Source organism: Phaeobacter sp. 11ANDIMAR09 (genome assembly GCF_001294455.1).
GTDB lineage: Bacteria > Pseudomonadota > Alphaproteobacteria > Rhodobacterales > Rhodobacteraceae > Pseudophaeobacter.
In genome coordinates, this window is record NZ_LIKT01000001.1 from 21594 (window position 1) to 46626 (window position 25033).

The 25033-nt window shown below is 59.7% G+C and carries 23 protein-coding genes; 13 read left to right on the forward strand and 10 right to left on the reverse strand.

What is annotated here, in order from left to right; translation table 11 throughout:
* Nucleotides 1–7: 7 nt before the first annotated feature.
* Together AN476_RS00110 and AN476_RS00115 are read right to left on the reverse strand one after the other, a co-directional pair.
* Nucleotides 8–1003, reverse strand: a complete 996-nt coding sequence (locus tag AN476_RS00110) for a branched-chain amino acid ABC transporter permease (protein WP_054458331.1) — start codon at nucleotides 1001–1003, stop codon at nucleotides 8–10.
* 29 nt (nucleotides 1004–1032) lie between these two features.
* Complete coding sequence (locus AN476_RS00115; protein WP_054458334.1) at nucleotides 1033–1851, reverse strand: ABC transporter ATP-binding protein; 819 nt, start codon at nucleotides 1849–1851, stop codon at nucleotides 1033–1035.
* Nucleotides 1852–1939: 88 nt separating this feature from the next.
* Here AN476_RS00115 and AN476_RS00120 point away from each other — a divergent pair, with 88 nt between their 5' ends.
* The gene (locus tag AN476_RS00120) at nucleotides 1940–2125 is read left to right on the forward strand and encodes a hypothetical protein (protein ID WP_054458868.1); all 186 of its coding nucleotides are present in this window, start codon (nucleotides 1940–1942) and stop codon (nucleotides 2123–2125) included.
* Nucleotides 2126–2178: 53 nt separating this feature from the next.
* Here the strand turns inward: AN476_RS00120 and AN476_RS00125 are convergent, their stop codons facing one another.
* Nucleotides 2179–4143, reverse strand: a complete 1965-nt coding sequence (locus tag AN476_RS00125) for an AMP-binding protein (protein ID WP_054458335.1) — start codon at nucleotides 4141–4143, stop codon at nucleotides 2179–2181.
* Nucleotides 4144–4415: 272 nt separating this feature from the next.
* Here AN476_RS00125 and AN476_RS00130 point away from each other — a divergent pair, with 272 nt between their 5' ends.
* The 4 genes from AN476_RS00130 (at nucleotide 4416) to AN476_RS00145 (ending at nucleotide 9701) form a co-directional block, all read left to right on the forward strand.
* Complete coding sequence (locus AN476_RS00130) at nucleotides 4416–6746, forward strand: caspase family protein (protein ID WP_054458337.1); 2331 nt, start codon at nucleotides 4416–4418, stop codon at nucleotides 6744–6746.
* An 81-nt stretch (nucleotides 6747–6827) separates the two neighbouring features.
* Nucleotides 6828–8729: a PAS-domain containing protein gene (locus AN476_RS00135; protein WP_054458339.1), complete on the forward strand. Its 1902-nt coding sequence runs from the start codon at nucleotides 6828–6830 to the stop codon at nucleotides 8727–8729.
* Nucleotides 8726–9430, forward strand: coding sequence for a response regulator transcription factor (locus AN476_RS00140; RefSeq protein ID WP_054458341.1), 705 nt, complete (start codon nucleotides 8726–8728; stop codon nucleotides 9428–9430). Before AN476_RS00135 ends, AN476_RS00140 begins: the two co-directional genes overlap by 4 nt.
* Nucleotides 9431–9473: 43 nt before the next feature.
* Nucleotides 9474–9701 (forward strand): WGR domain-containing protein, encoded by a 228-nt coding sequence (locus AN476_RS00145; RefSeq protein WP_054458343.1) that lies wholly within the window; start codon nucleotides 9474–9476, stop codon nucleotides 9699–9701.
* A gap of 44 nt (nucleotides 9702–9745) precedes the next feature.
* Here the strand turns inward: AN476_RS00145 and AN476_RS00150 are convergent, their stop codons facing one another.
* On the reverse strand, nucleotides 9746–10939 hold the full coding sequence (locus AN476_RS00150; RefSeq protein ID WP_054458345.1) for a hydantoinase/carbamoylase family amidase: 1194 nt from the start codon (nucleotides 10937–10939) through the stop codon (nucleotides 9746–9748).
* 310 nt (nucleotides 10940–11249) lie between these two features.
* Between AN476_RS00150 and AN476_RS00155 the strand changes: the two genes are divergently transcribed.
* From AN476_RS00155 to AN476_RS00190, 8 genes are all read left to right on the forward strand, one after another.
* Nucleotides 11250–11900, forward strand: coding sequence for a histidine phosphatase family protein (locus AN476_RS00155; protein WP_054458347.1), 651 nt, complete (start codon nucleotides 11250–11252; stop codon nucleotides 11898–11900).
* 45 nt (nucleotides 11901–11945) lie between these two features.
* Entirely contained in the window at nucleotides 11946–12560 is a 615-nt protein-coding gene (locus tag AN476_RS00160) for a glutathione S-transferase family protein (protein ID WP_054458349.1), read from the forward strand.
* 11 nt (nucleotides 12561–12571) lie between these two features.
* Nucleotides 12572–13624 (forward strand): saccharopine dehydrogenase, encoded by a 1053-nt coding sequence (locus AN476_RS00165; RefSeq protein ID WP_054458352.1) that lies wholly within the window; start codon nucleotides 12572–12574, stop codon nucleotides 13622–13624.
* On the forward strand, nucleotides 13624–13872 hold the full coding sequence (locus tag AN476_RS00170; RefSeq protein WP_054458354.1) for a SemiSWEET family sugar transporter: 249 nt from the start codon (nucleotides 13624–13626) through the stop codon (nucleotides 13870–13872). The genes AN476_RS00165 and AN476_RS00170 overlap by 1 nt, the downstream gene beginning before the upstream one ends.
* A gap of 12 nt (nucleotides 13873–13884) precedes the next feature.
* Nucleotides 13885–15027 (forward strand): saccharopine dehydrogenase family protein, encoded by a 1143-nt coding sequence (locus AN476_RS00175; RefSeq protein WP_054458356.1) that lies wholly within the window; start codon nucleotides 13885–13887, stop codon nucleotides 15025–15027.
* Nucleotides 15028–15164: 137 nt separating this feature from the next.
* Nucleotides 15165–15758 carry a Crp/Fnr family transcriptional regulator gene (locus AN476_RS00180; protein ID WP_054458358.1) on the forward strand — a complete coding sequence of 198 codons (594 nt, stop codon included), beginning with the start codon at nucleotides 15165–15167 and terminating at the stop codon, nucleotides 15756–15758.
* Between the two features lie 88 nt (nucleotides 15759–15846).
* Nucleotides 15847–16038 (forward strand): DUF2892 domain-containing protein, encoded by a 192-nt coding sequence (locus tag AN476_RS00185; RefSeq protein ID WP_054458360.1) that lies wholly within the window; start codon nucleotides 15847–15849, stop codon nucleotides 16036–16038.
* 166 nt (nucleotides 16039–16204) lie between these two features.
* Nucleotides 16205–17881, forward strand: a complete 1677-nt coding sequence (locus AN476_RS00190) for a U32 family peptidase (RefSeq protein ID WP_054458362.1) — start codon at nucleotides 16205–16207, stop codon at nucleotides 17879–17881.
* Nucleotides 17882–17912: 31 nt separating this feature from the next.
* Here AN476_RS00190 and AN476_RS00195 read toward each other — a convergent pair whose 3' ends face one another.
* The 6 genes from AN476_RS00195 to AN476_RS00220 all read right to left on the reverse strand — a co-directional run bounded on the left by AN476_RS00195 (nucleotide 17913) and on the right by AN476_RS00220 (nucleotide 25031).
* A complete protein-coding gene (locus AN476_RS00195) occupies nucleotides 17913–18236 on the reverse strand; it encodes a DUF3775 domain-containing protein (RefSeq protein WP_054458364.1) in 324 nt (107 codons plus the stop codon).
* A 95-nt stretch (nucleotides 18237–18331) separates the two neighbouring features.
* The gene (locus tag AN476_RS00200) at nucleotides 18332–19618 is read right to left on the reverse strand and encodes an adenylate/guanylate cyclase domain-containing protein (protein ID WP_054458366.1); all 1287 of its coding nucleotides are present in this window, start codon (nucleotides 19616–19618) and stop codon (nucleotides 18332–18334) included.
* A 4-nt stretch (nucleotides 19619–19622) separates the two neighbouring features.
* Nucleotides 19623–20828: a DNA recombination protein RmuC gene (locus AN476_RS00205; RefSeq protein WP_157063651.1), complete on the reverse strand. Its 1206-nt coding sequence runs from the start codon at nucleotides 20826–20828 to the stop codon at nucleotides 19623–19625.
* A complete protein-coding gene (gene mutL, locus AN476_RS00210) occupies nucleotides 20828–22765 on the reverse strand; it encodes a DNA mismatch repair endonuclease MutL (protein WP_054458371.1) in 1938 nt (645 codons plus the stop codon). The genes AN476_RS00205 and mutL overlap by 1 nt, the downstream gene beginning before the upstream one ends.
* Nucleotides 22766–22899: 134 nt before the next feature.
* Nucleotides 22900–23829: a metal ABC transporter permease gene (locus AN476_RS00215; protein ID WP_054458373.1), complete on the reverse strand. Its 930-nt coding sequence runs from the start codon at nucleotides 23827–23829 to the stop codon at nucleotides 22900–22902.
* Nucleotides 23826–25031 (reverse strand): metal ABC transporter permease, encoded by a 1206-nt coding sequence (locus AN476_RS00220; protein WP_054458375.1) that lies wholly within the window; start codon nucleotides 25029–25031, stop codon nucleotides 23826–23828. Before AN476_RS00220 ends, AN476_RS00215 begins: the two co-directional genes overlap by 4 nt.
* Nucleotides 25032–25033 lie beyond the last annotated feature (2 nt).

Here is a 25033-nt window from a genome sequence, read left to right on the forward strand (position 1 = left end):
CGTTGGGTCAGACCCTCTCGATGATCTTTTCGCCAAACAGACCCTGGGGTCGGAAGACCAAGAAGAGCAGCGCCAGAACATAGGCAAACCAGTTCTCGGTCGCACCGCCCACCATGGGGCCGATGGCAAATTCAAAGAGCTTTTCGCCGACACCGATGATCAAACCACCCACGATGGCGCCAGGGATCGAGGTAAAGCCACCCAGCATCAGAACCGGCAGGGCCTTGAGCGCGATTAGAGACAGCGAGAACTGCACGCCCGATTTGGTGCCCCAGACAATCCCGGCCACCAGGGCGACAAAGCCCGCAACCGACCAGACCAGCACCCAGATGAAGTTCAGCGAGATACCAACCGACAGGGCAGCCTGGTGATCATCCGCCACAGCCCGCATGGCGCGGCCCTGTTTCGTGTACTGCGCAAAGAGCACCAGCCCCGCCACCAGGACAGCAGCAATCACGGTGGCAACGATGTCCAGCTGATCAATAAAGAAGCCGTAGAAGTTATCCGAACCCAGACCCGCGGTCATGTCTTCGATCCAGAAGGAGCCACCCTGCGGCAAGCCCACGTCGAGCTTTTTGATCTCAGAGCCCCACATCAGGTCAGAAAACCCTTCGAGGAAATAAGCCAGGCCGATGGTAGCCATGAACAGGATGATGGGCTCTTGGCCAACCAGATGGCGCATCACGATGCGCTGCACCAGCCAGGCAAAGACCACCATCACACCAACCGTCAGCAAGATTGCCAACAGGGCAGGCACATGCCAGCCAAAGTGGTGCACCTCGGTGCCAAAGACCGCGTTGATGATATGGCTGAAGGGAACCTGCCCCTGCATGATACCCACCAGGGTCATCGCTGCAAACAGTGCCATAACGCCTTGGGCGTAGTTGAAAATGCCGGAAGCCTTGTAGATCAGAACAAAGCCCAGCGCCACGAGCGCATAAAGCACCCCGGCCATCAGCCCGTTGAAAAAGACTTCGGTTGCAAAAAGAAACTGGTCAGACATCAGTCACTCTCCTCATATCTGTCAGAACTTTAGTCATGTGCCACACCAAGATAGGCGTCGATAACGGCCTGGTTGTTGCGCACTTCATCCGGCGTGCCATCGCCGATCTTCTTGCCGTAATCCATCACAACCACGCGGTCGGACAGATCCATGACGACACCCATATCATGTTCGATCAGGGCAATGGTGGTGCCAAACTCGTCGTTCACATCGAGAATAAAGCGGGACATGTCCTCTTTTTCTTCGACGTTCATACCGGCCATAGGTTCATCCAGCAGCAACAGCTTGGGTTCGGCCGCTAGGGCACGTGCCAGTTCCACCCGCTTTTTCAAACCATAGGGCAAACGTGACACCGGGGTTTTGCGAATGTGCTGAATCTCGAGAAAGTCGATAACCTTCTCAACCACTTCACGGTTGGCGGTCTCTTCTTTCTCGGCCTTGCCCTTCCACAGGGCTTGCTGAAACAGACCTGATTTCATGTGGTTCAAACGGCCGGTCATCACGTTGTCCAACACGCTCATGCCTTCAAACAGGGCAATGTTCTGGAACGTCCGGGCGATGCCCTGCTGTGCCACCTCATAGGGGCGCATCTGTGGGCGCGGCTTACCGTGAAACTCGACCGTGCCCTCTTGTGGCACGTAAAAGCCCGAGATCACGTTCAGCATCGAAGACTTACCAGCACCGTTGGGCCCGATGATGGCGCGAATTTCGCCTTCGCGGATATCAAAGGAGATATCTTTGATCGCCACCACACCGCCAAAGCGCAGGGTGATGTTTTTCATTTCCATCACCACGCCGCCAATGGTGCGACCGTCTTCGGTGACATAGCTATCGGATTGGTCAAGCATGGGTGACGTCTCCATTATTCTGCCACACTAAAATGTTAACCATTTTAGAGGACACTTGAGAAAGATGAGCAGCAAGGAGATCCCTGCAATGTTTAGCGAATTCGAGCACGGTTGCCTGTTGGACATGGCGATTGAGTGCAGACGCAAAGGCCTGTCCCCCTCTGAAAGCCGTGCCAGTATCAGCCGCCGAACCCGTGGGTTCAGCGCACCGTTCATGATCCGCCAGGTGGTGCATACCGCCTTTCATCCCGAACACTGCCCCGATCTGGTCTGAACCCAGATCAAGCGTGTCAGAACAGGCAAAGCGCCAGTCTGAGATCAAATTGCTCATTCTGCGGCCACCCGCTGCTGAACAGAGCCAGAAAGATCCGCATCAATGATCGTCAGCGTTGCGGAGATCGACCCTTTGCGACCGTCCTCATAGGTGACTTCGGTGGTGGTCGAAATCTCGCCCGAGCCGTCGTAAAGCGCCCCGATGATATCGGCGAATTTCTCTTCGACGATCCGACGACGCACCTTGCGGGTCCGGGTCATCTCGCCGTCATCCGCATCCAGCTCCTTATGCAGAACCACAAAACGGTGCACCTGACAGCCCGACAGCATCGGGTCCTCAGCAACAGATTTGTTCACCGCCGAGACATGCTCTTGGATCGAAGCCAGAACCTTGGGGTGACCCGCCAGTTCCTGATAGGATGCATAGGCGATATTGTTGCGTTCCGCCCAGTTGCCCACCGCCGAGAGGTCGATGTTGATAAAGGCGACACAGCGGTCCTTTTCATTGCCAAACAGCACCGCCTCTAGGATGTCGGGATAGAACTTCAGTTTGTTCTCGACGAATTTGGGCGCGAACATGCTGCCATCGGCCATTTTGCCAACATCCTTGGCCCGGTCGATGATGCGCAGGTGGCCTGACTTCTCTTCAAAGAAGCCCGCGTCACCGGTTGCGACCCATCCCTCAGGGTCTTTGGTGTCTGCGGTGCTTTCGGGGTTTTTGTAGTATTCCACAAAGGTGCCCGGGGAGCGGTAGAAGATTTCACCATTGTCAGCGATGCGGATTTCCACATCCGGCGCCGGCACACCTACGGTATCCGCCCGCACTTCGCCATCAGGCTGCACGGTGATGAAAACGGTGGCTTCGGTCTGACCATAGAGCTGTTTGAGGTTGATCCCCAGCGAGCGGTAGAATTCAAAGATCTCCGGGCCGATGGCTTCACCAGCGGTATAGCCAACACGCACGTTGCCAAAGCCCAGCGTGTCCTTCAGCGGGCCATAAACCATCAGATCTCCCAGCTTGTATTTCAGCCGGTCCATCAGGCCCACGGGCTTGCCGTCCAGAATGCTGGGACCAACTTTTTTGGCGTGATCCATAAAGTAATGGAACATCTTGCGCTTGAAGTTGCCCGCATCTTCCATGCGGATCATCACATTGGTCAACTGGGTTTCAAAAACCCGCGGTGGCGCAAAGTAATAGCTGGGGCCGATCTCACGCAGATCGGTCATCATGGTCTCGGGGCTTTCCGGGCAGTTCACGCAGAACCCCGCCCAATAGGCCTGACCAATCGAGAAGATAAAGTCACCAACCCAAGCCATCGGCAAATAGGCGAGAATCTCATCCGTCTGCTTCAGCTTATCAAATTCGCAAGCGTTCTTGGCGCTCTCAATGATATTGCGGTTGGACAGAACCACGCCCTTGGGCTTACCCGTGGTGCCCGAGGTATAAAGCATCACGCAGGTGCTGTCATAGGTCAGCCTGGCGCGACGTTCGTTCAGATCGGTGATCCATTCGTCATAGGCCGCGCGCCCCTGGTTCTGAACATGAGAATACTCATGCAGCGTGTGGTGGTCGTATTTGCGCAGGCCCCGTGGATCCAGATAGATCAGGTGCTCAAACTGGTGCAACTGATCCTGCACCTCGATCACCTTGTCGACCTGTTCCTGGTCCGCGGCAATCACAAAACGTGCGCCACAGTGATCCAGCACATAGGCCATCTCTTCTGCGTTGGCATCTTGGTACAGCGGAACCGGAACGGCGCCCACGGATTGGGCTGCGACCATCGACCAATACATATAGGGGCGGTTGCCCCCAATGATGGCAATGAAATCACCCTCATTCACACCAAGATTGATAAGACCAAGCGCCAGTGCTTCGATCTCCTTGGCGGTTTCCGCCCAGGTCCAGCACTGCCAAATGCCAAATTCTTTTTCGCGGTAGGCCGGCTGATCACCGAATTCCGCAACGTTGCGTTCAAGCAGCGCCGGCAGGGAGAGTTTCCCCGCAGCGCCTGACTGCATCTGAGCCAATGTCTTTCTCCTCCCATTCCGGCCTTCCCCGACCGGCAGATCGCTGTCACACGATTCTGGTCCCAATTAGGAACTGTCACATGCTAGCCGGTCAACTTTTTCGTGAAGTTTTCACAAATCTAACGAATTGTAACAGCCCTCAATGGCAGCTCTTTTTGCGGTTCTGCAGCAGTTCCGGAGAGGTGTTTGTCACAATGCTTGCCAAGACGGGCAACAGTCAGCCAACATTGTCGCAGTGAGCATAGTAAAGAGTGGGGGTTAAAATGGGACGAATTCTGGCTGTGATTATGGCCCTGTTGATCGCCTCTCCTGCGCTTGCAGCCCGCCATGCCTTTATCCTGGGAAATTCCGACTACGCCGAACTTGGCGACCTCGCCAATACCCATGCCGATGCCGCGGCCTATGCCGAGGCCCTGGAGGAACTGGGCTTTGCGGTGACCCTGAACAAAGATCTCACCCGGCGCGAGACCCTGCATGCCTTTTACAGCTTTCTTAATCAGGTCGCCCCCGGAGACGACGTGGCCTTTATCTATTCCGGCCACGGCTGGAGCAATGGCCGGGTCAATTACATCGTGCCAACCGAGGTCCACCGCCCCCAGCCCGAGTTTCAGAAGCTACTGGAGGATGCCACCATCCCGCTTCAGAACGGCCACAGCGGGCTGCTGGATGAGCTGGAGGCCAAGGGCGTTGCTCTGACCATCGCTGTCATTGACGCCTGCCGCGACAGTCCTTTTCTGCAAAGCCCCGGCACCAAATCCATCGGGATCACCCGTGGATTGACGCCAATATTGCCCAGCACCGGCACCTTTATTGTCTACTCGGCCGGCAAGGGGCAGCAGGCCTTGGACCATTTGCCGACCGACAGCCCGGATCAGAAGCTTTCAGTCTTCACGCGCAATTTTGTCCAGCACCTGAAGCCTGGCACCTATCTGCAGGATGCGATTCTGGACGCACGCAGACAGACCCGGCAGCAGGCCGCCTCCTATGGGGGGCACCAGCAGCTGCCAGCCTATTATGACCAAACAACCGAGCGTATCTGCCTGGCGGGGCAATGCGGTGTCCAGGCCACCGCTGCCCCTGAGCCAGTGACACAGGCCGCCGTGGCACCAAGGGAACTCGATCAATGCAGCGCCCTGTTCCAGGTCGCCCAGAATGCGGACCAGTGCTATGCCTATGCGGCCTATCAAGCCCATTGTGCCAGCCATATCTTTGCACCTATCGCCGAAGCCTATCTGAGGCTGCGATGCGAAGCCACTGCGCAGCCCCCTCTGAGCACACCGCAAACCCGCGCCCAGGAAACGCCAGACCCTCAGGCCGTGGAGCTGGCAGAAACACAGCCCGATCCAGAACCCGTGCCCCCTGCCCAGACGGGCGCGCCCTCCCAAAGCCAGGCTGAGGATGAGCTGCTGGCCTTGCTGTCCAAAGACAAAGGCCGCGCCCCTATCGCCGCAACCCCTCCTACGCCGCCTGCCAGCTCGCCGCCCGTCTCCACACCTTCCCCCACAGCCTCTGCCACGCCCAGGCGCTCTGCCCAGCAGGCAGCCTTGCAGTCCTGCGCCGATGCTGCCGGGCATCCGCGCCACCCGCGGCTGAACAGGCAGGACATCAATTCCAGAGGTATTGAGTGGAAAGAGATCGACGCCGCTGCCGCCATTCGCGCCTGCCGCCGGGCCGTGCAGCTCAATTCCGACTCGTCGGCGGCTCTGGCCTTTCTGGCCCGCGCCTATGACAAGGCAGACAATCTGACCGAGGCTCTGGCCTATTACCGCAGGGCAGCCGGGGCGCAGGACCCGATGGCACAAACCAATCTGGCCCTGATGTACCGCAAGGGCCAGGGGCTGACCCAAAACGACCAACTCGCGGTCAGCCTGCTGCGGCGCGCCGCAAATCAGGGCTACCCCATTGCAGAAACACAACTGGGCTGGATGTATGAAAAAGGCCGCGCCGTACCGCAGGATGACGCCCAGGCGGTGTCCTGGTATCGCCAGGCCGCCAATAGGGATCACCCCCGCGCTCAGTACAATCTGGCCTGGATGTATGAAAACGGCCGTGGAGTCACCCAGAGCTACGCCCGCGCCTATAGCTGGTATCAAAAGGCGGCGCGGGCCGATTATCTCAATGCGCTGTACAAGGTCGCCATCTTCCTGCGCGAAGGCCAGGGCGTGTCGCAAGACGATGTCGAAGCCGTCCGCTGGCTTCGCATGGCCGCTAATCGGGATCTTCCCAAGGCGCAGAACTCGCTGGGGTGGATGTATGAAAAAGGCCGTGGCGTGCAGCAAAGCTATGCGCAGGCAATAAGCTGGTACCAAAAGGCCGCCGCACAGGGGCATGCCACCGCAACCGTCAACCTTGGGGTTCAGTATGAGCTGGGGCGCGGCGTCACTCAAAGCGACCAGCGCGCGGTCTCCTATTACATCGACGGTCTAAAACTGGGCAGCGAGACCCCACTGGGCTGGTCTTCGGATTCCTGGCGCCAAAGCACCCTGATGGCCATGCAACGCAGGCTGCGCGATCTGGGGCTTTACTCTGGCTCGATCGACGGCAAGGTCGGCCCCGGCACCCGGGCTGCGATGCGTGCGCTCAAAGATATGTAGCCCTGATACGTAGCCTGCCGCGGCACCGCGCCGCCCTTGCTCTTTTTTGCCAAGCTGTTACCCCATGAGCGGGGAGGCAGCATGAACACATCCGATAAATCACGTGCGGCAATGACCACCGCCGGGTTGAACCTGATTGCTCAGGCGATCTCGATTTATGACAGCGAGCTGCGGCTGGCAGTCTGCAACAGCCGTTTTCAGGAAATGTTCAACCTTCCCAACGCTCTGGTCACCCCAGGGGCGCGCTTTGACGACACCATTCGCCATATTGCTGTCAGCGGTGAGTATGGCCCTATGGAGGATATCGAAGAATTTGTCTCGGCCCGCGTCGAGCAGGCGCTGGATTTTGAACCGCATTACATCGAACGGACCCGCGCCAATGGTCAGGTAATTTCGATCGAAGGCGCGCCACTACCGCAGGGCGGCTGGGTTGCGGTCTATACCGACATCAGCCGCACCAAACGGGTGGAACAGCTGTTGCGGGCCCGCTCCGAGGAAATGTCAGATCGGCTGATCGCCCATACCGAGGAGCTTTCGGCCACCAACCGCAAGCTGGCCGCCACCATCACCGCTCTGGAAGAGGCCAAGCGGCAGTTGACCGAGATCGAGGGCCGCACCCGTCTCACCACTGAAATGATGCCGGCGCATATCGCCCATGTCGATGCGGATGGCCATTACACCTATACCAACCGACGCCTCAGCTCAGTCTTTCCCAGCCGTCCTTCGGATATCCTGGGCATGCATATCTCGGATGCTTTGGGGATCCAGGCCTTTGGCCGGATCGAGCCGCATCTAATGGCCGCCTACAAAGGGGCCAGCCCGGTGTTTGAATTCACCGAAGAACACGACAGCCGCCGCATCCGGGTGGCCTTTACCCCCGATCAGGCCGGCGGGGTCTATATCTTGTCGATGGATGTGACCGAAGAAACCCAGGCGCGCGTGGCGCTACAACAGGCCCGCCGCCGCGAAATGGCGGCACAGATGACCTCGGGGTTGGCACATGACTTCTCTAACCTGCTGACCATCATTCTCGGCATGCAGGGCAAGCTGGAAAAAATGGCGCTGCCCGAGGCCGCCCAAGACATGGTGCGCGGCACCCTGTCGGCCGCACGGCGCGGCGGGCGCCTGCTGAACCGGATTGCGGAGATGACGGGGCAACGCACCCTCCGACCACAGGCCACCAATATGCATGCGTTGCTGTCGGAGCTGAAGATCCTTGCGACTCCCTCGCTGCCGCAGGGGCTGGGGCTTAGCGTGCTAGACAACACACCCGACGTGCTACTGCTTTTGGATGCGGGCAAGTTGCAAGACGCACTGTTGAACCTGATCCTGAACGCCCGGGATGCCTGCGGGGTCAATGGCCAGATCACCGTCAGCGCCCACGTGGTGGGCAAAATCTGGCTGGAGATCAGCGTCAATGACACCGGGCCCGGGTTTTCTCCGGATGCGCTGAAAAACGCGCTCAATCCCTTTTTCACCACCAAGGGCAGCGAAGGTTCCGGACTGGGCCTGCCCATGGTCTATGACATGGCCAAATCCACCGGCGGCGACATGCGGGTGGGCAATACAGTATCCGGCGCCAGCGTCACCCTGCGCCTGCCCTATCGCCAGGCCCCGGATGCCCAGGGCGGGTTGGCGCTCCTGGTCGAAGACAGCGAAGAGCTGCGCGCGACCTTCCGCGATATGTTGATGGATCTGGGCTATTCGGTGATCGAAGCCACCAGCGTGGATGAGGCCTCGGCTCTGGCCGCAGACCTGCCTGATATTGCCCTCGTCCTGTCGGATGTGCGCCTGGAAGGCGAAGCCACCGGCATTGATCTGGCGCAACGCCTGAAGGGATCGCATCTGCCTATCCTGCTGATGACATCGCTGCCGCCCAGTGACCCGCAGTTTCGCATGGCGCTCAAGGCCGGGCCGGTGCTGCAAAAACCCTTTACCACGCAACAGCTGTCCGCTCTGCTCAAGCCGGAGACCCCCGCATGACCGCGCCTCTTGTCACAATTTTGGACGATGAACCCGAAATTCGCCAGATCCTCACCGATTGCCTGCAGGACGCGGGGTTTCGCACCCAGAGCTTTGCCCGTGCCCGCGAGTTCGAAGCCTCGCTGAAACGGGTGACACCTGATGTCTGTCTGGTCGATCTGTCGCTGCCGGATGTGGATGGGCTGGCCCTGGTACACCGTCTAGCTCTCGAACAGGGCGCGGCGGTGATCATCATCTCCGGCCGGGCTCAGGTGCAGGATCGTATCACCGGGCTGGAATTGGGCGCGGATGACTATATCACCAAGCCCTTTGATCCGGCCGAGGTGGTAGCCCGCATTCGCGCCCGCCTGCGTTCGGGGCCACGCAGCCAACCGGTGAGCGGCAACTCTGCGCAGTTTGCCGGCTGGACGGCGCATTTTGATCGTTACCTGCTCGAAGATGACACGGGGGATGAAGTGCCGTTCTCCCATGCCGAAGGGGAGGTGTTGCGTCTGTTCCTCGACGCCCCAAAACGGCTGATCTCACGGGCGCAGATGCAAGAGAGCCTGGGCGGTGGGGCTGGCGACAGTTTTGACCGGGCCATGGATGTGCGGGTGTCGCGCCTGCGTACCAAGCTGCGGGAAGATCCAAAAAATCCCCGCCTTATCAAAACCATATACGGTGCCGGATATATTTTCCTGGGCGATGTGACCTGGAGCTGATCCGCCTCTTGCGGGGGAGAATCAGCTTGGTTAGAATCACCTCATGGCCACCTGTCTACTTTACCGCCAAGCGCAAAGCCGCCGCCCCCGGTTCTATCGTATCGAACTGGCCCTCAACCTGTTTTCCGAGATCTCGGTTCTCAGGGAATGGGGGGTAGCCGGCGGCAATGGCCAAAGCGCGATCAATATCTATGACAACCTGCGCGAGGCCTCGCTGGCAGCGGACAGGCATCGTACCCGCATGCTGAAACGCGGCTATGCCCGCAGCTGATCACGGGGCTAAGGGCCTGCCAAAAGCCCACCCCCTGGGCAATGTCACAATGACAGCGCCGCCTGGTTCAGGACTTCCAGCCCTTTCACCAGATCCGTCTCTTTGGTGTCTTCATCAAAGGCATGGCTGATGCCGCCAATCGACGGCACAAAGAGCATCGCACTGGGCATCACACGAGAAACATTCGCAGCGTCATGCAACGCGCCCGACGGCAGATCCAGCCATTTTCCTGGAGCCAGATCCTCAGCCGCCTCGCGCAACGCCGCCTTGAGCCGCGTATCCATTGCCGCGGGTTCAATGCCACCAACCTCCCCCAATTCGATGGTAACCTGCTTTTCCAGCGCAACCTCTTCTGCCACTTCCCGCAGAATCGTCTCCATGTAAATCAGACGAGCCGGATCCCCGTCCCGCCATTGCATGGAAAACCGCGCCAGCCCCGGAACGACGGAGGAAGCATTGGGGCTGAGTTCGGCATGACCCAAAGTCCAGACAGTGGCCGGTGTGGCCACCACAGAAAAGCGTTCGTTGATCCGTTGGTTGAAGGTCGAGAGCGCCTGAAAGGCATCCTGGCGCAGGGCCATCGGCGTCGTGCCCGCATGGTTCTGCCGTCCTGTGATCTGGATGCGAACCTCACGGATGCCAACAATATCACTGACAATACCAATCTGATCCCCCGAGACATCCATGCCCGGCCCCTGTTCGATATGCATCTCGATAAAGCCGGTGAACATGTCATGAGGTAAAAATTCGCGCGCGCGCCCCGCCATGCGGGACCGGGCCGCGCCCAGGGCCAGACCATCGGTGTCGGTGAACATATCGGCTTCGGCCAGAGAAATGCTGCCCGTCCAGACATCCGATCCGGTGAGAATGCCAAAGCGCCCCTCTTCGTCCTGAAAATTGACCACCGAAATCGCTGGACCGCCCGTCTCCTTAGCGGCGCGGGCAATCTCGAGCCCCGCCACCACACCCAGCGCGCCGTCAAGCCAACCGCCTTCGGGCTGGCTGTCACTGTGGGAACCGATCAGCAGGGATTTCTCGCCTCCCAGTCCAAATAGATTGCCGATCGGGTCAAAATGTGTCTTCAGCCCGGCCTCTTCCATGCGCGAGGCCAGCCAGCGGCGGGCGGCGATATCCACTGCCGAAAAGGCTGGGCGCACAACGCCCTTTCCTTCCCCTGATGCGCCAAAGGATCGCAGACGGTGTAGGTCATCAAGAAAGCGATCGGGATTCAGGGGCATTTAAGTACCTATGTCTTTAGGGGAGCGGGCGACGCATGTGAGCGTCAGGTGGTGGAGGCGGGTCACTTTGCATTCAAAGATATCGGATATAGTTCACGGCTTTGCGCCCGGCGCAATGGTCAACAGGCAAAAGGCAGCATTTACTTTTGAATGCAGCAAAATAACCAAATCGAACATTTTCCCCAAAAAAACCCCTATGGGGCTCCGGAAAATCTCACTGCATCGAAAAGTTGCGCTGATCCAAAACCCTCTCTTCCATGTCGCTGCCCGCTCACCTATGAAATTCAAGAACAGAAACAGGATCCGCCGTATGACCCATATCACCTTGATCCGCCACGGGCAGGCAAATACCGAAGCCCGCGATGAAGTCAGCTATGACCGGTTGAGCGCTCTGGGCCATCAGCAGGCGGCTTGGCTAGGACGTCATCTGGACAGCAGCGGGGCGCATCATCCCCGGGTCTATTGTGGCACCCTCACTCGCCATATTGAAACCGCAACGGGCATGGGCTGTCACGAGGTCATCCGCGATCCGCGTCTCAACGAGATGGAATATTTCACCATGGCCCAGGCCATGGAGGCCCAACATGGGCTTGCCATCCCGCAAGAGCGCGAAGGCTTTATTGCGCATTTGCCAAAGGTGTTCAAAGCCTGGTCCGCAGGCGAGATCGACAACCCGCCGGAAAGCTGGGAGAGTTTTGAAAGCCGCACCCGCGCGGTCCTGGCTGAGATTGCCGCAGGTGATGGCCCCGCCCTGGTGGTGACCTCAGGGGGCTTTATCTCGATGGCCATGCGGCAGGCCATGGGGCTGGATACCGATGGGATGGCCCGAATGGCGCTGGCGATCATGAATACCTCGATGCACCGGCTGTTTCCCATCGGCGGTCACCTAAGCCCGGTGCTATTCAACGCGGTACCGCATCTGGACACAGCGGATCGGCAATACGCGCAAACTCATCTATAACGGCCAGACCCCAATCAGACGCCAAGCCCCAACAGGAGATCTGACATGCAACTCTATTACGCCTCCGGCACCATTTCGGTTGCTGTAGCCATCGCACTGGAAGAGGCTGGGCTCGACTATGAGGCCATCAAGATCAGCTTTGCCGACAAAGAACATCTGAGCCCCGCCTATGCGCAGATCAACCCCAAGTCCCGTGTGCCGGCATTGGCAGTGGAGGGCGGCATCCTGACTGAGACCGGCGCCCTGCTGGACTACATCGCGGATATTGCCCCAGAGGCAGGCCTGCGCCCCAGCGATCCGGTGTTGCTCGCCCGGATGCGCGAGGTGATGTATTATCTCGCCTCCACCATGCACGTAAACCACGCCCATAAACTGCGCGGCAGTCGCTGGGCCAGTAAGACCTCAAGCTACAAGGACATGCAGGCCAAGGTGCCCCAGACCATGGCCGACAGCTGCGCCCACCTGAGCCAATACGGGCTGCGCGGCCCCTTTGTCCTGGGCGATGAGGTCAGCCTGGCAGATTGCTATCTCTATGTGGTTTGCACCTGGCTGGAGGGCGATGGCGTCACCCTTGCAGATTTTCCCAAAATACAGTCCTTCATGACGGCAATGGAACAGCGCGACTCGGTACGCGCCGTTTATGCCAAGGACATGCTCTAAAGGATCCCAAAATGACACATCTCTGGGTACGGGCCGAACAGCGCCCCAATGAAGACCGTGTAGGCCTGACGCCCGAAGGCGCCAAGGCGCTCATGTCAGGCGGCATCAAGGTCACGGTGGAGGAGAGCGCAGTGCGGGCCATCCCCCTGCAGGGCTACATTGATGCGGGCTGTGAGATCGCGCCAGAGAATTCCTGGCCCACAGCGCCAGCAGACGCCATCATCTTTGGGCTCAAGGAACTGCCAGAGGATGGCACGCCGCTGCCGCATCGCCACATCATGTTTGGCCATGCCTTCAAAGGTCAGCACTCCGGCAAGGCGCTGCTGGCTCGTTTTGCGGCTGGCGGCGGTACGCTCTATGATCTGGAGTATCTGGTGGATGAGGCTGGTCGCCGGGTTGCCGCCTTTGGCTATTGGGCGGGCTATGCGGGCGCTGCGGTCACCCTCAAGAGCTGGTGCGCGCAACAACGGGGCGAGATCTGCGGCCCGGTTGGGGTCTACCCTGGCAAAGAGGCCTTGCTGGCTGAATTGGGTGCAGACCTGAAAGCCGTACAGGCAGATGTCCCCTCGGCCATTGTTATCGGCGCTATGGGCCGGGTTGGCACCGGTGCCGCAGATCTGTGCGAAGCCATGGGGATCACGGTCACCAAATGGGACATGGTAGAGACCGCAAGCGGCGGCCCCTTCCCAGAAATCCTGCAGCATGATCTGTTCCTCAATTGCATCTTTGCCCGCCCCGGCACGCCCGTCTTTGTGCCTGCCGAGGCGCTCACCGCCGCGCGCAAACTAACCGCGATCGGCGATGTGGCCTGTGACCCAGACAGCGATTACAACCCGGTGCCCATCTACAATGAGGCCACCAGTTGGGAGGCGCCAGCCCTGCGGGTCGCCAATGATCCGGTGATGGATGTCATGGCGATTGATAACCTGCCCTCGATGCTGCCGGTGGAGAGCTCTGAAGACTATGCAGCACAGCTGCTGCCCTCGCTGCTGACGCTCACCGATCTGAAGACGGGCGTCTGGGGCCGGGCCGAGGCCACATTCCGCGACTTTGTACCCGCCTAATGGAGCTTTACGTCGGATACATTGCGGCCTTTATGGGGACGATCTGCTGGCTGCCACAGGCCTGGAAGGCCTGGGCCAGTCGCGATACCTCTGGCCTATCACTGCCTGCGAATCTGATGTTTCTGCTCACCGTCAGCCTGTGGTTCGTCTACGGGCTCATGGTCGGCGACTGGCCGATCATCATTGCCAATATCTGCGCCATTCTCATTGTGCTGAGCATTGTCGCTGCCAAACTGCGTTATAAATAAGGGAGAACTCTCATGACTATTCACTGGTGCGGCACCGGCCTCTCCGCCATCCCAGGCCTGCGTCGCCTGCTGGAGGCTGGTCACGATGTCGCTGTCTGGAACCGCACCGCCGATAAGGCCCGCGAGGCCGTTGGCGATCTCACCTCCAACATCCATGTCTTTGACATCAACAACCTGGGCGAAATGCTGAGCCCGGCGGATGTTGTTGTCTCGATGCTGCCCGGTGACTGGCACGTGCCGCTGGCGGAACTGGCGATCTCAAAAGGGGCGCATTTTGTGTCGTCTTCCTATATCGCGCCAGAAATGCGCGGGCTGAACGACAAGGCCAAAGCGGCCGGTGTGGCGCTGGTGAACGAAGTTGGCCTGGACCCCGGCATCGATCATCTGATGGCCCATGCCCTGGTGGATGAATACAAGGCCTCCGCCGCCTTTGATGCCGCCAATGAGGTCAGCTTTCTGTCCTATTGCGGTGGCATTCCCAAAGTTGCGAACCCGTTTCGCTACAAGTTCAGCTGGTCGCCGCTGGGCGTGCTGAAAGCCCTGCGTTCGCCGTCAAAATCCATTCGTGATTTCAAAGAGTTCGACGTCGCCCGCCCCTGGGATGCGATCTCTACCTTTGACGCACCATTGCCAACACCCGAGAGCTTCGAGGTCTATCCAAACCGTGATTCCCTGCCCTTCATGGGGCAGTACGAATTTGGCTCGGACTGGCAGGTGAAGGAATTCGTCCGCGGCACCCTGCGCCTGAACGGCTGGACCGAGGCCTGGGGGGATGTGTTTAAAGCGGTAGAGACGCTCGAAGGCGACGCTGGCGATGCCCGCCTGAAGGAAATGTCAGATCAGTTCTGGGAGGAAAACTCCTATGATGAGGGCGAAGCTGACCGGGTTGTGCTCTGTGTTGATCTGAAGGCCGAAAAAGCCGGTGAGACCCTCTGGCACAAGACCTATGTGATGGATGCCTGGGGGGACGCGCGCGGCACCGCTATGGCACGTCTGGTCTCCTATCCTGTGTCCTATGCCATTGAGGCGGTGATGAACGGCAAGATCACCCCGGGTGTTCATGCGGCGCCGAGCGATGCTGATCTGGTCGCGGATTGGATGGGCAAGATTGGCAGCCTGGCACAGCACCTGGAGGTCACCGACCGTCTGGCTTGAGGCACCTGCCTATCAACGTTCAAGGGGCCTGCGCGAGCGGGCCCTTTTTCATTTCTTCAGGGCGCGGTTCTGGATCAGGCTTGCACTCTCCGGCGCGCTGGTATCCGCTAGCGGAAGTTGCGTTTGGAGTAGCCCTGTTGAGTCTCGCGAAAAAATTCACCGCCCCAAAGGGCACGATCCTGTTCAGCCCAGGCCAAGACTGCCCAGGGTTTGTCATCCTGAAACGGGGCTGCATCAAGGTCACCCTCACTGGCAGCAGTGGTCGCGAGGTGGTGCTTTACCGAGTGCATCCCGGCGAGGTCTGCCTGCAGACCTTTACCTGCCTGATCAAAGATCAGACCTATTCCGCCGAGGGCGTCGTTGAGGAAGACCTGCAAGGCGACTTGATCCCGGCGGGTCAGTTTCGTCAGGTGATGGAACAGGATGAGAGCTTTCGCAATACAGTGCTGACCTCGGTTGCACTGCGGTTCAGCGAATACCAGCAACTGATCGAAGACGTGGCACTGACGGGGTTTGATGCCCGCCTGGCCAAGGTTCTGCTGCGACTGGCCGATGTGCAGGGAATGGTCCAAGTCACCCATACCGCGCTGGCTGCTGAAACCGCATCAGGCCGGGCCTATGTGTCGCGTCGCCTCGCAGAATTTGCCCGCCGGGGCCTGGTCGAACAGCTCCCTGACGGTGTTCACATCTGCAATGCACCTGAGCTGGCGCAGATTTCGGACCAAAAGTAACTTTCTTTACCAAGTTGGTGACACTGTCACCGCGCCTCACATCTTCTTTTTGCTATGCTTTTGGCAACAGTACAAAAGGAGATCTCTCATGACCAAAAACGAAGGCAAAATTGACCGTACCCTGCGTGTCATCGCTGGTATCGTTCTGCTCTCACTTGTCTTTATCGGCCCACAGTCGCTTTGGGGTTTGATCGGGATTGTGCCCCTAGCCACCGGCCTTCTGGGCAACTGCCCACTCTATTCAATCCTGGGTATCAACACCTGCTCGCTGAAAAGCTGAGCCCAGCAGGCGCGCCCTTTGGCGGAAGGGGGCGCCCCTTTGCCAGCCCGTATTAAATTCGGGCTGGCAGGATCACATCTGCGCCAATTTGCGCTAGATCAAATCACCACGTCCCGGCTTGCCCTATAGGCGCGTTTTCCCAGTCATAGTGAAGGGTATGAAGCCGATGATCCGCCCCGCGTCCTCTCCCGAGCATCGCTCCGAACTCTTGATGCCCGCAGGCAACCTGCGCAAGCTCAAGCTCGCCATTCTCTACGGGGCTGATGCGGTCTATCTGGGCACGCCGGATATGTCCCTGCGCACCAAATCCGAGTTCTCCTTGGAGGAGGTAATCGAGGGCGTGGAATTCTGCCACCAGCATGGGCGGCGCGCCTATCTGACGCTGAACCTGTTTTCCCACAATAAAGACATCGACAAGCTGGACGAATATATCGAGACCGTCCGCAGGGTGCGCCCTGATGGGTTGATCATCGCCGATCCCGGTGTGTTCCAATACGTCAAGGATCGCGCACCAGAGCTGCCGCTGCATATCTCCACCCAAAGCAATATCTGCTCCTGGCTCTCGGTGAAATTTTGGCAGGATCAGGGGGCTGAGCTTTGCGTTTTGGCCCGCGAGGTTTCCTTTGCCGAGCTGAAAGAGATCCGCGAGAAATGCCCGGATATCAAGCTGGAAGCCTTTGTGCATGGGGCCATGTGCATGACTTATTCCGGCCGCTGCCTCTTGTCGAACTTCATGGCCGAACGGGGTGCCAATCAGGGCAATTGCGCCAATTCCTGCCGCTGGAACTATACCTTCCGCATGCGGCTCAAAGACGGCACGGTGCAGGATCTGCAGATCACCGATGACAACGCCGATATGTTCGAATTCCTGCTCGAAGAGGGCTGCCGCCCCGGTGAGCTGATGCCGATTGAGGAAGACGCGCGCGGCTCATACATCCTCAACTCCAAAGATCTCTGCATCATGCCCAAGCTGAACGAGTATCTGGAGATCGGCGTTGATAGTCTCAAGGTCGAGGGCCGTGGCAAGTCGGAATACTATTGCGCCATCGTGGCCCGCGCCTATCGCATGGCGATAGATGACTACTACGCTGACCCCGAAAACTGGGACCCCAAACCCTATATGCGCGAACTGGAAGCGGTCGGGAACCGCGGATATACGCTGGCTTTCCACGAGGGACGGCTGACCAATTACGCCCACAATTACGAGCACACAGCCTCATTGGCGCAGTGGGAATATGCCGGGGTTGTCACCGAGGTGACCGAGGATGCTTTGCTGGTGGAGGTGAAGAACAAGCTGGTAGCGGGCGAGGTTTTGGAATTTGTCTCGCCCATTGCCCGCGAGACCGTCTTGCTGCGGGTCTATGACTTTGAAAATGCCGCCAGTGGGGCGCGCACCGAGGTGGTGCAGGGCAGCACCAAGACCGTGATCCGCCTGCCCTTCACCCTGTTTGACCATGAAGACATCGACGATCTGAAGGCGCGCTTCCCGCAGTACTCCGTCATGCGTAAGGAACGCGCCCTGACAGAGGAACAATGGAACCGGGTGCGTTTTGACAAACTCACTCAGGGGCTGGAAATCACCGGCAAAGAAAACCCAAAGGCCTATGAGAAACGCCGCGATGCCCTGGCCAAGAGCATCGAAGACGACGGCAATGAGCGCCGCTTCAAAACCAATCGCGTCGGGGTCGAGGGCTGTTGCGGCAAGGGCTGCAATGGCTGCATGATCTTCTGGCAGGATGATCAATATGCCCGCGCCCGCGAGGTGCTGCTGAAACGCAAACAGGGCCAGCAGCTCAGCCGGGCAGAGGCGACCGAGCTGAAGCTGGCTGTGCCGCAGCTTTGATCAGGCAGGCATGGTGCCTTGACAGATCGGCCTAGCGGCCGATCACATCCTCTTCGACGTCCTGCACATCCACGCCCAGCGCATCCAGACCTGCCTCGATATTATCCGCCAGATGCGGGGTGCCAATCAGATAGTCGGCGGTTGGGACAGTGGCCTCACGCTTGGCGGTCTCGATGGCCTCTGCTAGTTCCTCGGCTTCAAAACTGCCACGTCCGATCCACATGATAGCCGTCAGTTCTGCCTGTTCGTCCAATCCCAGACGGTCGACAAAGGCCCGCAACTCCCCCTCGGCACGGCCAAGCTCGCGCGCCATCATGGCAACCTGCGCCACCCTGCGTGATGAGATCTCAAGCATTGTCTGTCTCCTACTGTTCGCCGCTTGCCCCCATCTGACAGCAGCTGTGGCACAGGGTCTTTGATCTGAGGCAAAGAAACGACGGAGCTCTTGCCTTAGTGCGCCTCGGGCGGCTCCAACTCCCGTCCGAGGATCTCGAGTCCCTGGCTACGCCCGCGCAGGTGAACCGGCGGCAGCGCAGACCAACCCTCGCGCGCGGGCGCGCTGTCCAGAACCGCAGCCGATGCGATGACCCCAGCTCCGGCGCTCTTTGTCAGCTCCTCCAACCGCGCCGCCGTATTCACAGTATCGCCAAAGACAGAATACTCCAAACGGTCCACATCCCCAACCACGCCAGAGAACACCTCGCCCAGGTGCAGGCCAATGCCGATCCGCACCGAGTTGCGACCCGCCCCGCGGCGCTCTTCGCTCCAGTCCAGCATCTGCTTCAGGATTTCGTCGACACAGTTCAGAGCATGGGTCGAAGCCTCATCGCCCTCAAACAGGATCATCGCCGCATCGCCGATAAACTTGTCGATCATGCCGTCATTGTGGCGCACCGCCGCCTGCACCCGGCGCCGAAACTCGCTGATATAGGCGCCCACCTCTTCCGGGGCCCGCCCTTCCGACCACTGGGTAAAGCCGCGAATATCGACAAACATCACCACCATCTCCTGCTGCTTGCCCTGGCGCAGCTCGCTCAGCTCGCCTCTGGCCAGTTGATCCGCCATCTGAGCAGGCAGATACCGCGTCAGATTGGCCCGGGCCTGAGCATCCGCGATCGAACTATGCAGCAGTTTTCGGGTGCGATAGGCGGCCACCACCAACACGATACCGCCCAGGGCAATCATCACCACCCGCACCATATTCGGCGGGATCATCACCATGTCTTTCACCCGTTCGGCAATAAAGGGCGTCACCGCCTCGGGTTGCCAGAACGTAAGCCAGACCAGACCTCCCACCGTCAGGATCACACAATAGGCCTGCAGGTAGGGGTTAAAGCGCAGCACCGCAAACCCCAGAATAACCGGGATCAACCAGGTTGGCGGCAGCAGAAAGGTCAACTCTCCGGGCAACCCGGTATTGGCCAATCCCATCCAGGTGTTCACCAGCATAAAGACGCAGTCCGCCGTGACCGCAGGCCAGACCATCCAGCGTCGGAACCGCCCAGAGATCGCCAGCCAATACGACAGCCCCCCCAGAACAAAATACGACACCAAAGTTATAAATGCCAAGGCCCACTGAATTCTAAGATAGGGCTGCTGCGCTCCTTCGCCGTGCACCACAAAGAAAAAGGCAATCAACAGGCAAAGCGCCACACCAATCCGGAGCATCGCCACAACGCGCTCCACCTTTACCTCGGCCCGGTGCAGCAGGGCAGTGTCGAGAGATTGGCGTGTCATATTTTTACGGCTCCAAAGGCACGATTTGTCCGGGCCGTTCGGCCTGGATCTCTTCAAAGTCAAAATTGTCTAGCCGTTTGGCCCGATGTCCGGCCTTTTCAGCGCTGATCTTTATCTCGGCAATATCCTTGGCGGCCTGGCCAAAATGACGGTCCAGATTGCCCACCCGTTCACCTAGGCGTTCCATGTCCCGATACAAGTGCCCAAGCTCTGCGCGAATGGCCCCCGCCTGTTCGCGCATACGGGCGTCCTTGAGGATCGCGCGCATGGTGTTCAGGGTTGCCATGCAGGTGGTGGGGGACACGATCCACACGCGGGCGGCAAAGCCTTCGCGCACCACGGCGGTGAAATTGGCGTGCAGTTCGGCATAGACCGCCTCGGAGGGCAAAAACATCAGCGCGCCCTCGGCGGTTTCGCCCTCGATTATGTATTTTTCCGAGATCGCAGCGATATGTGCCCGCAGCGCCGCCTTCATCTGTCTTATGGCATAGGCTTTCTCATCTCGGCTCTCGGCCCGGTGGAGCGCCTCATAGGGCTCCAGCGGGAATTTGCTATCGATGACAATTGGCCCCGGCGGATTGGGAAGATGCACCAGGCAATCCGCGCGTTTGCCATTGCTGAGCGTCGCCTGCAGGGTATAGCTGCCCGCCGGCAGGGCCTTGGAGACAATGTCGAACAGCTGGATTTCGCCAAAAGCCCCGCGGGTCTGCTTGTTCGAGAGGATATCCTGCAGACCCAGCACATCGCCAGAGAGCTTGGTGATATTGTCCTGCGCCTTATCGATCACCGCCAAGCGCTCTTGCAGCTGGGTCAGCGATGTCACCGTACGCTTGCTGCTGCCATGCAGGCTTTCTTGCATCCGCTCCTGCATCTGGGCCATGGATTGGGCCTGACGCAGGGCATTATCGGCCAAGCGGTCGTTCATATGTTGCTGCACCGCCGTCAGCCGCGCCTCAACCGTCTGCACCATCTGCATCTGCGCCGTGGCCTGGGTGTCGGAGACATGCTGCAGCCCTCCCTGCAACTGCTGCACCGATTGACCCAACTGCCCAATCTGTCCCGACAGGGGCACCATAGCCCGCGCAACACGCGCCGAAGCTCGCAGAGACATCAGCAAAAGGATCAGCAGCAGCGCGGCAAAGCCCCCTGCCAGCAGGATCAAGGTCCAGATCTCCTCCATCGCCTGAACTGCGCTCTCCATCCCCTCCATCAACTGCGCCCGAACAGCCGTTCGATGTCGACGAGCTTCAGCTCCACATAGGTAGGGCGACCGTGATTACATTGGCCGGAATGGGGTGTTGCCTCCATCTCGCGCAACAGCGCATTCATCTCTTCACCGCGCATCCGGCGGCCCGAGCGGATCGAACCATGACATGCCACCCGGCTCAGGATGGCCTCTAGCCGGGCCTGCACCAACTGGCTTTCGCCCTGATCGTCCAGCTCATCCAAGATATCTTTCACCATAGCCTCCGCATTTACTTCCCCCAGAATGGCAGGGGTTTCACGCACGGCGACGGCATTTCCGCCGAAGGCTTCCAGCCCGAGGCCAAATTTCCTCAAAGCCTCTGCATGGGCCAGCAATCGGGCACAGTCATTGCTGCCCAGCTCGACAATCTCCGGGATCAGCAGCGCCTGGGCCGCGACGCCATTTTCCGCCATCTGATGTTTCAGCTTCTCATAGACCAGCCGTTCATGGGCGGCGTGCTGGTCAACAATGACCATCCCATCGGCGGTCTGGGCGATGATGTAGTTTTCATGCACCTGGCCACGGGCCGCCCCCAATGGCAGGGCTTCGGCCCCGGGCGCGGCTCCCTCGGGCGCATCCGACATCTGACCCGGGGCCTTGAAATCCGGGGCGGGTTCGGTGACGCGACCACTGTAGGCACCTTGGAACTCTGCAAACCCCGGCGCTGCCGGTGGCGGCCCAGGCACGGATATCTCTTGCGGCTGTCCTGGGGATTGCGCCGCATAAGACAGGCTTCGTGCGCCCATGGAGGGGCGATCCATCTGATAGACCCGTGCAGCCCCGCTGGCGGTGGGGGCTTCGGGGCGCATGGCGCCCAATGTTGCCCCCGCAACGGTGGTTGAAGCGCGATGTCCGGCCTCAGCCAGGGCATGGCGCAGCGCCGAGACAATCAGCCCCCGTGCCAGGCCGGGATCACGAAACCGCACTTCAGATTTGGCCGGATGTACGTTCACATCCACCAGGGTTGGATCGCAATCAATAAACAGCGCTGCCGCCGGGTGGCGATCGCGGCTGAGAAAATCAAAATAGGCCCCGCGCAGCGCTCCTGTCAGCATCTTGTCCTTCACTGGCCGCGAGTTCACAAACAGGAACTGCGCCACCGCAGCCCCGCGCGAATAGGTTGGCAGCGCCGCATAGCCAAACAGCCGGATACCATCGCGCGTGGCATCGATCTTGAGCGCGTTTTCGGCAAATTCGCGCCCCAGAACCGAGGCAAGCCGCCCATGCAACGCGTCAAACAGATCGCCTGTCAAAGGATCGGCGCGAAAGGTCACACGCCCCTCGCCACCTCCCGAAACATCCCGCAGCGTGAAACCCACCGAGGGCTCTGCCATGGCCAGACGTTTAACAACATCGCCAATAGCCTGGGATTCGGCGCGATCTGTGCGCATGAATTTCAGCCGTGCCGGGGTGGCGTAAAACAGATCACTCAGCTCAACAATTGTACCTGCACGAAGGGCTGCCGGGCGCACCGGCTCCATCTTGCCGCCTGCCACTCGGATCATTGCCGCGTCATGACCTGCGGCCCGGCTGGTGATGGTCAGCCGACCCACCGCCCCCAGACTGGGCAGGGCCTCGCCACGAAACCCAAAGGTATGGATATTGAGCAGATCCGTCCCATCAATTTTTGAGGTGGCATGGCGCGACAGCGCCAGCGGCAGGTCCCGCGAGGTCATACCACAGCCATCATCAGTCACCCGGATCAGGGTCTTGCCACCATCGGCGATCTCGATGGTGATGCGCTGTGCGCCGGCATCAATGGCGTTTTCCACCAGTTCCTTGACGGCCGAGGCCGGGCGCTCCACCACCTCGCCAGCGGCGATCCGGTTGATTGCGCTGTCATCTAGCTGACGAATGGTCGGGCGATCAGAATCGCTGATATGGGGGTCTTGGCTGCTCATGCCGCTAAATTTAGCAGCTTCCCCCGATTCTACCACCGGGTCCCGCGCAAAAATCGAACAAGAGGGGAACAAAAGGAGAGCCGCGCTTTGGCACGCCCCTCCATCCTTTGCGCAGAGATCGGCGCACGCACGCCTCAGGCCGTAGCCGGCGCCCCGGAACGACCCCTACAGGGACCAAACCGAGCGGTGATCGCCAGGATCACGCCAGAGACGGTGGCGATCATGCCGGCCGCGCTGACCGCATCCCCGCCCCCCAACCAGAGGGGGCCAAAACCGGCAAGAACATAGCCAAGTACCGCTGAAAGCACCGCGTAGAGCACACTCCAGGCGATCTGCGCCTCCAGGCGATTGGTCATCATCCGCGCCGCCGCAGGCGGACAGATGAACATGGCAATCACAATAATTGACCCGACCGCGTCAAAGGCCGCCACGGCCGCCACGGCGGCGGTGATCACCAGCCCCAGCCCCAGCAGATTGGTGCGGATGCCCATGGTCCGGGCAAAGCCTTCGTCAAAGGTCGAGATCTTCAGTGCCCGCCAGAACAGCGTGGTAAACAGGCACACACCCAGCAGGGTCAGCGCCATGCGCGGCAGCTCGGAGGGCAGGTATCTCAGAGCCTGCGGGTCCAGCAGCGAGGCCCAGCCAGTGGCATCCAGCCAGATCAGGCTTTCCAGATTGCCATAAAGCGCGTGCTCCACATCCAGATGCACGGTTGAGGTATCGGTCTGTTCCAACAGCAAGACACCGCCGGCAAACATAGTGGTAAAGACTACGCCCATGGCCGCACCGGGCTCGATCCGGCCCAGGCGGCGGATTGCCTCGATCATCACCACGGCAACAATCGCCGCTCCGGCAGCCCCCAGCATCATGGGCCAGGCGGCAATCATGCCCGTCATCAAAAAGGCCACCACAATGCCCGGCAGCACCACATGGCTGATGGCATCGCCAATCAGCGCCTGTCGGCGCAAGAGCAGAAAGTTGCCCGGCAGAGCGCAGGCAATGGCCGCAAAGATGCCAATCAACATTGGCGTCAGGGACAGGGGAACAAACTCTTCACCGCTCATGAGACTACCTCGCGTGGGCCACCAATGCGGCGGTCTATTTCCTGGATCTGATCCCGTGTCAGCACCGTCTCGATATCGCGCAGCCCATCATATAGTGCCGCTGCAGCCTCTTGTGTGACGTCACTACGCACCACTTCCCAACGCTGCTCATCGCGCAGAGCCTTGGCCGCGCGGACCTTGCCTTTGCCAGTTGCCACCCCGTCCGCACGCACCAGATCGGCGCGGCGCAGCAGCCGCAGGGTCAGGCTTTCATAGATGGCCTGGCCCTGCGCCAGAGCCAGCAATCCCTGACGCAGATGCACCCGGCGCTGGAAGCGCATATGGCGCAGAACCGCCGCCAGAACACCCCGATTGGGGGCTAGAAACAGTGACAGAGCGAAAAGAGCAAAACTGACCAGGACAATCAGTGGTCCCGTCGGCAGATTCGGCGCCGAGGCAGATAGAGCGGCTCCCAGATAGGCGGCAACACCGCCAAACAGGCCTGCCAGCAGAACCACATATTCGGACCGTTCCGTCCAGAACCGCGCAGTCACGGCGGGAATGATCAGCAGCGCCACAATGAGGATCAACCCGACGATCTTCAGCCCGACAACCGTCACGGCCATGACCAAACCCATCATCAGCATGTCGATGCGATCCACCTGCAGGCCACGGGCTGCGGCATATTCGGGGTCAAAGGCCACCAGAGTCATGGGGCGGCGCGTCACCAAAACCAGAAACAAGGTGACGGCTCCGCCCGCTGCAATCACAACCGCATCGCTATACAGCATGCCTGCGGTGGAGCCGAGCAGGAAGCCTTCAAGCCCCGCCTGGCGGCCCACACCCAGCGTCTGAATGACGGTGAGCAACACGATACCAAACCCAAAGAACACCGACAGAACCGCGCCGATGGCTGCGTCTTCGGCGAGGCGGGTGTTGCGGGTCAGCCAATTCATGCACCACAGGCCAATCCCGGCAGAGACAGCGGAACCCGCCAGAAGCCCCGCCAGATTCCGCCCATCGCCACCCGCAAAGGCCATCAACAGGAAGGCAATACAGACACCAGGCAGGGTCGCATGGCTGACCGCATCTGACACCAGCGCGCGTTTACGCAGAAACAGAAAGGTCCCGGTGATTCCGGCAGCCGTGCCCAATAGTGCTGCGCCAATCGCCACCAGCGTGGCGTTATAGCCAAGCTGCAAGAGCAGAGCGTCCAGTAACATAG

Bases quoted from the DNA above. Each gene is read 5' to 3' on its own strand.
- AN476_RS00220 (WP_054458375.1), bottom strand. From the start codon at position 25,031: ATGTTACTGGACGCTCTGCTCTTGCAGCTTGGCTATAACGCCACGCTG.
- AN476_RS00170 (WP_054458354.1), top strand. From the start codon at position 13,624: ATGGAGCTTTACGTCGGATACATTGCGGCCTTTATGGGGACGATCTGC.
- AN476_RS00215 (WP_054458373.1), bottom strand. From the start codon at position 23,829: ATGAGCGGTGAAGAGTTTGTTCCCCTGTCCCTGACGCCAATGTTGATT.
- mutL (WP_054458371.1), bottom strand. From the start codon at position 22,765: ATGAGCAGCCAAGACCCCCATATCAGCGATTCTGATCGCCCGACCATT.
- AN476_RS00145 (WP_054458343.1), top strand. From the start codon at position 9,474: ATGGCCACCTGTCTACTTTACCGCCAAGCGCAAAGCCGCCGCCCCCGG.
- AN476_RS00120 (WP_054458868.1), top strand. From the start codon at position 1,940: ATGTTTAGCGAATTCGAGCACGGTTGCCTGTTGGACATGGCGATTGAG.
- AN476_RS00150 (WP_054458345.1), bottom strand. From the start codon at position 10,939: ATGCCCCTGAATCCCGATCGCTTTCTTGATGACCTACACCGTCTGCGA.
- AN476_RS00125 (WP_054458335.1), bottom strand. From the start codon at position 4,143: ATGCAGTCAGGCGCTGCGGGGAAACTCTCCCTGCCGGCGCTGCTTGAA.
- AN476_RS00135 (WP_054458339.1), top strand. From the start codon at position 6,828: ATGAACACATCCGATAAATCACGTGCGGCAATGACCACCGCCGGGTTG.
- AN476_RS00205 (WP_157063651.1), bottom strand. From the start codon at position 20,828: ATGGAGGGGATGGAGAGCGCAGTTCAGGCGATGGAGGAGATCTGGACC.
- AN476_RS00155 (WP_054458347.1), top strand. From the start codon at position 11,250: ATGACCCATATCACCTTGATCCGCCACGGGCAGGCAAATACCGAAGCC.
- AN476_RS00110 (WP_054458331.1), bottom strand. From the start codon at position 1,003: ATGTCTGACCAGTTTCTTTTTGCAACCGAAGTCTTTTTCAACGGGCTG.
- AN476_RS00185 (WP_054458360.1), top strand. From the start codon at position 15,847: ATGACCAAAAACGAAGGCAAAATTGACCGTACCCTGCGTGTCATCGCT.
- AN476_RS00130 (WP_054458337.1), top strand. From the start codon at position 4,416: ATGGGACGAATTCTGGCTGTGATTATGGCCCTGTTGATCGCCTCTCCT.
- AN476_RS00200 (WP_054458366.1), bottom strand. From the start codon at position 19,618: ATGACACGCCAATCTCTCGACACTGCCCTGCTGCACCGGGCCGAGGTA.
- AN476_RS00140 (WP_054458341.1), top strand. From the start codon at position 8,726: ATGACCGCGCCTCTTGTCACAATTTTGGACGATGAACCCGAAATTCGC.
- AN476_RS00195 (WP_054458364.1), bottom strand. From the start codon at position 18,236: ATGCTTGAGATCTCATCACGCAGGGTGGCGCAGGTTGCCATGATGGCG.
- AN476_RS00190 (WP_054458362.1), top strand. From the start codon at position 16,205: ATGATCCGCCCCGCGTCCTCTCCCGAGCATCGCTCCGAACTCTTGATG.
- AN476_RS00115 (WP_054458334.1), bottom strand. From the start codon at position 1,851: ATGCTTGACCAATCCGATAGCTATGTCACCGAAGACGGTCGCACCATT.
- AN476_RS00165 (WP_054458352.1), top strand. From the start codon at position 12,572: ATGACACATCTCTGGGTACGGGCCGAACAGCGCCCCAATGAAGACCGT.
- AN476_RS00175 (WP_054458356.1), top strand. From the start codon at position 13,885: ATGACTATTCACTGGTGCGGCACCGGCCTCTCCGCCATCCCAGGCCTG.
- AN476_RS00160 (WP_054458349.1), top strand. From the start codon at position 11,946: ATGCAACTCTATTACGCCTCCGGCACCATTTCGGTTGCTGTAGCCATC.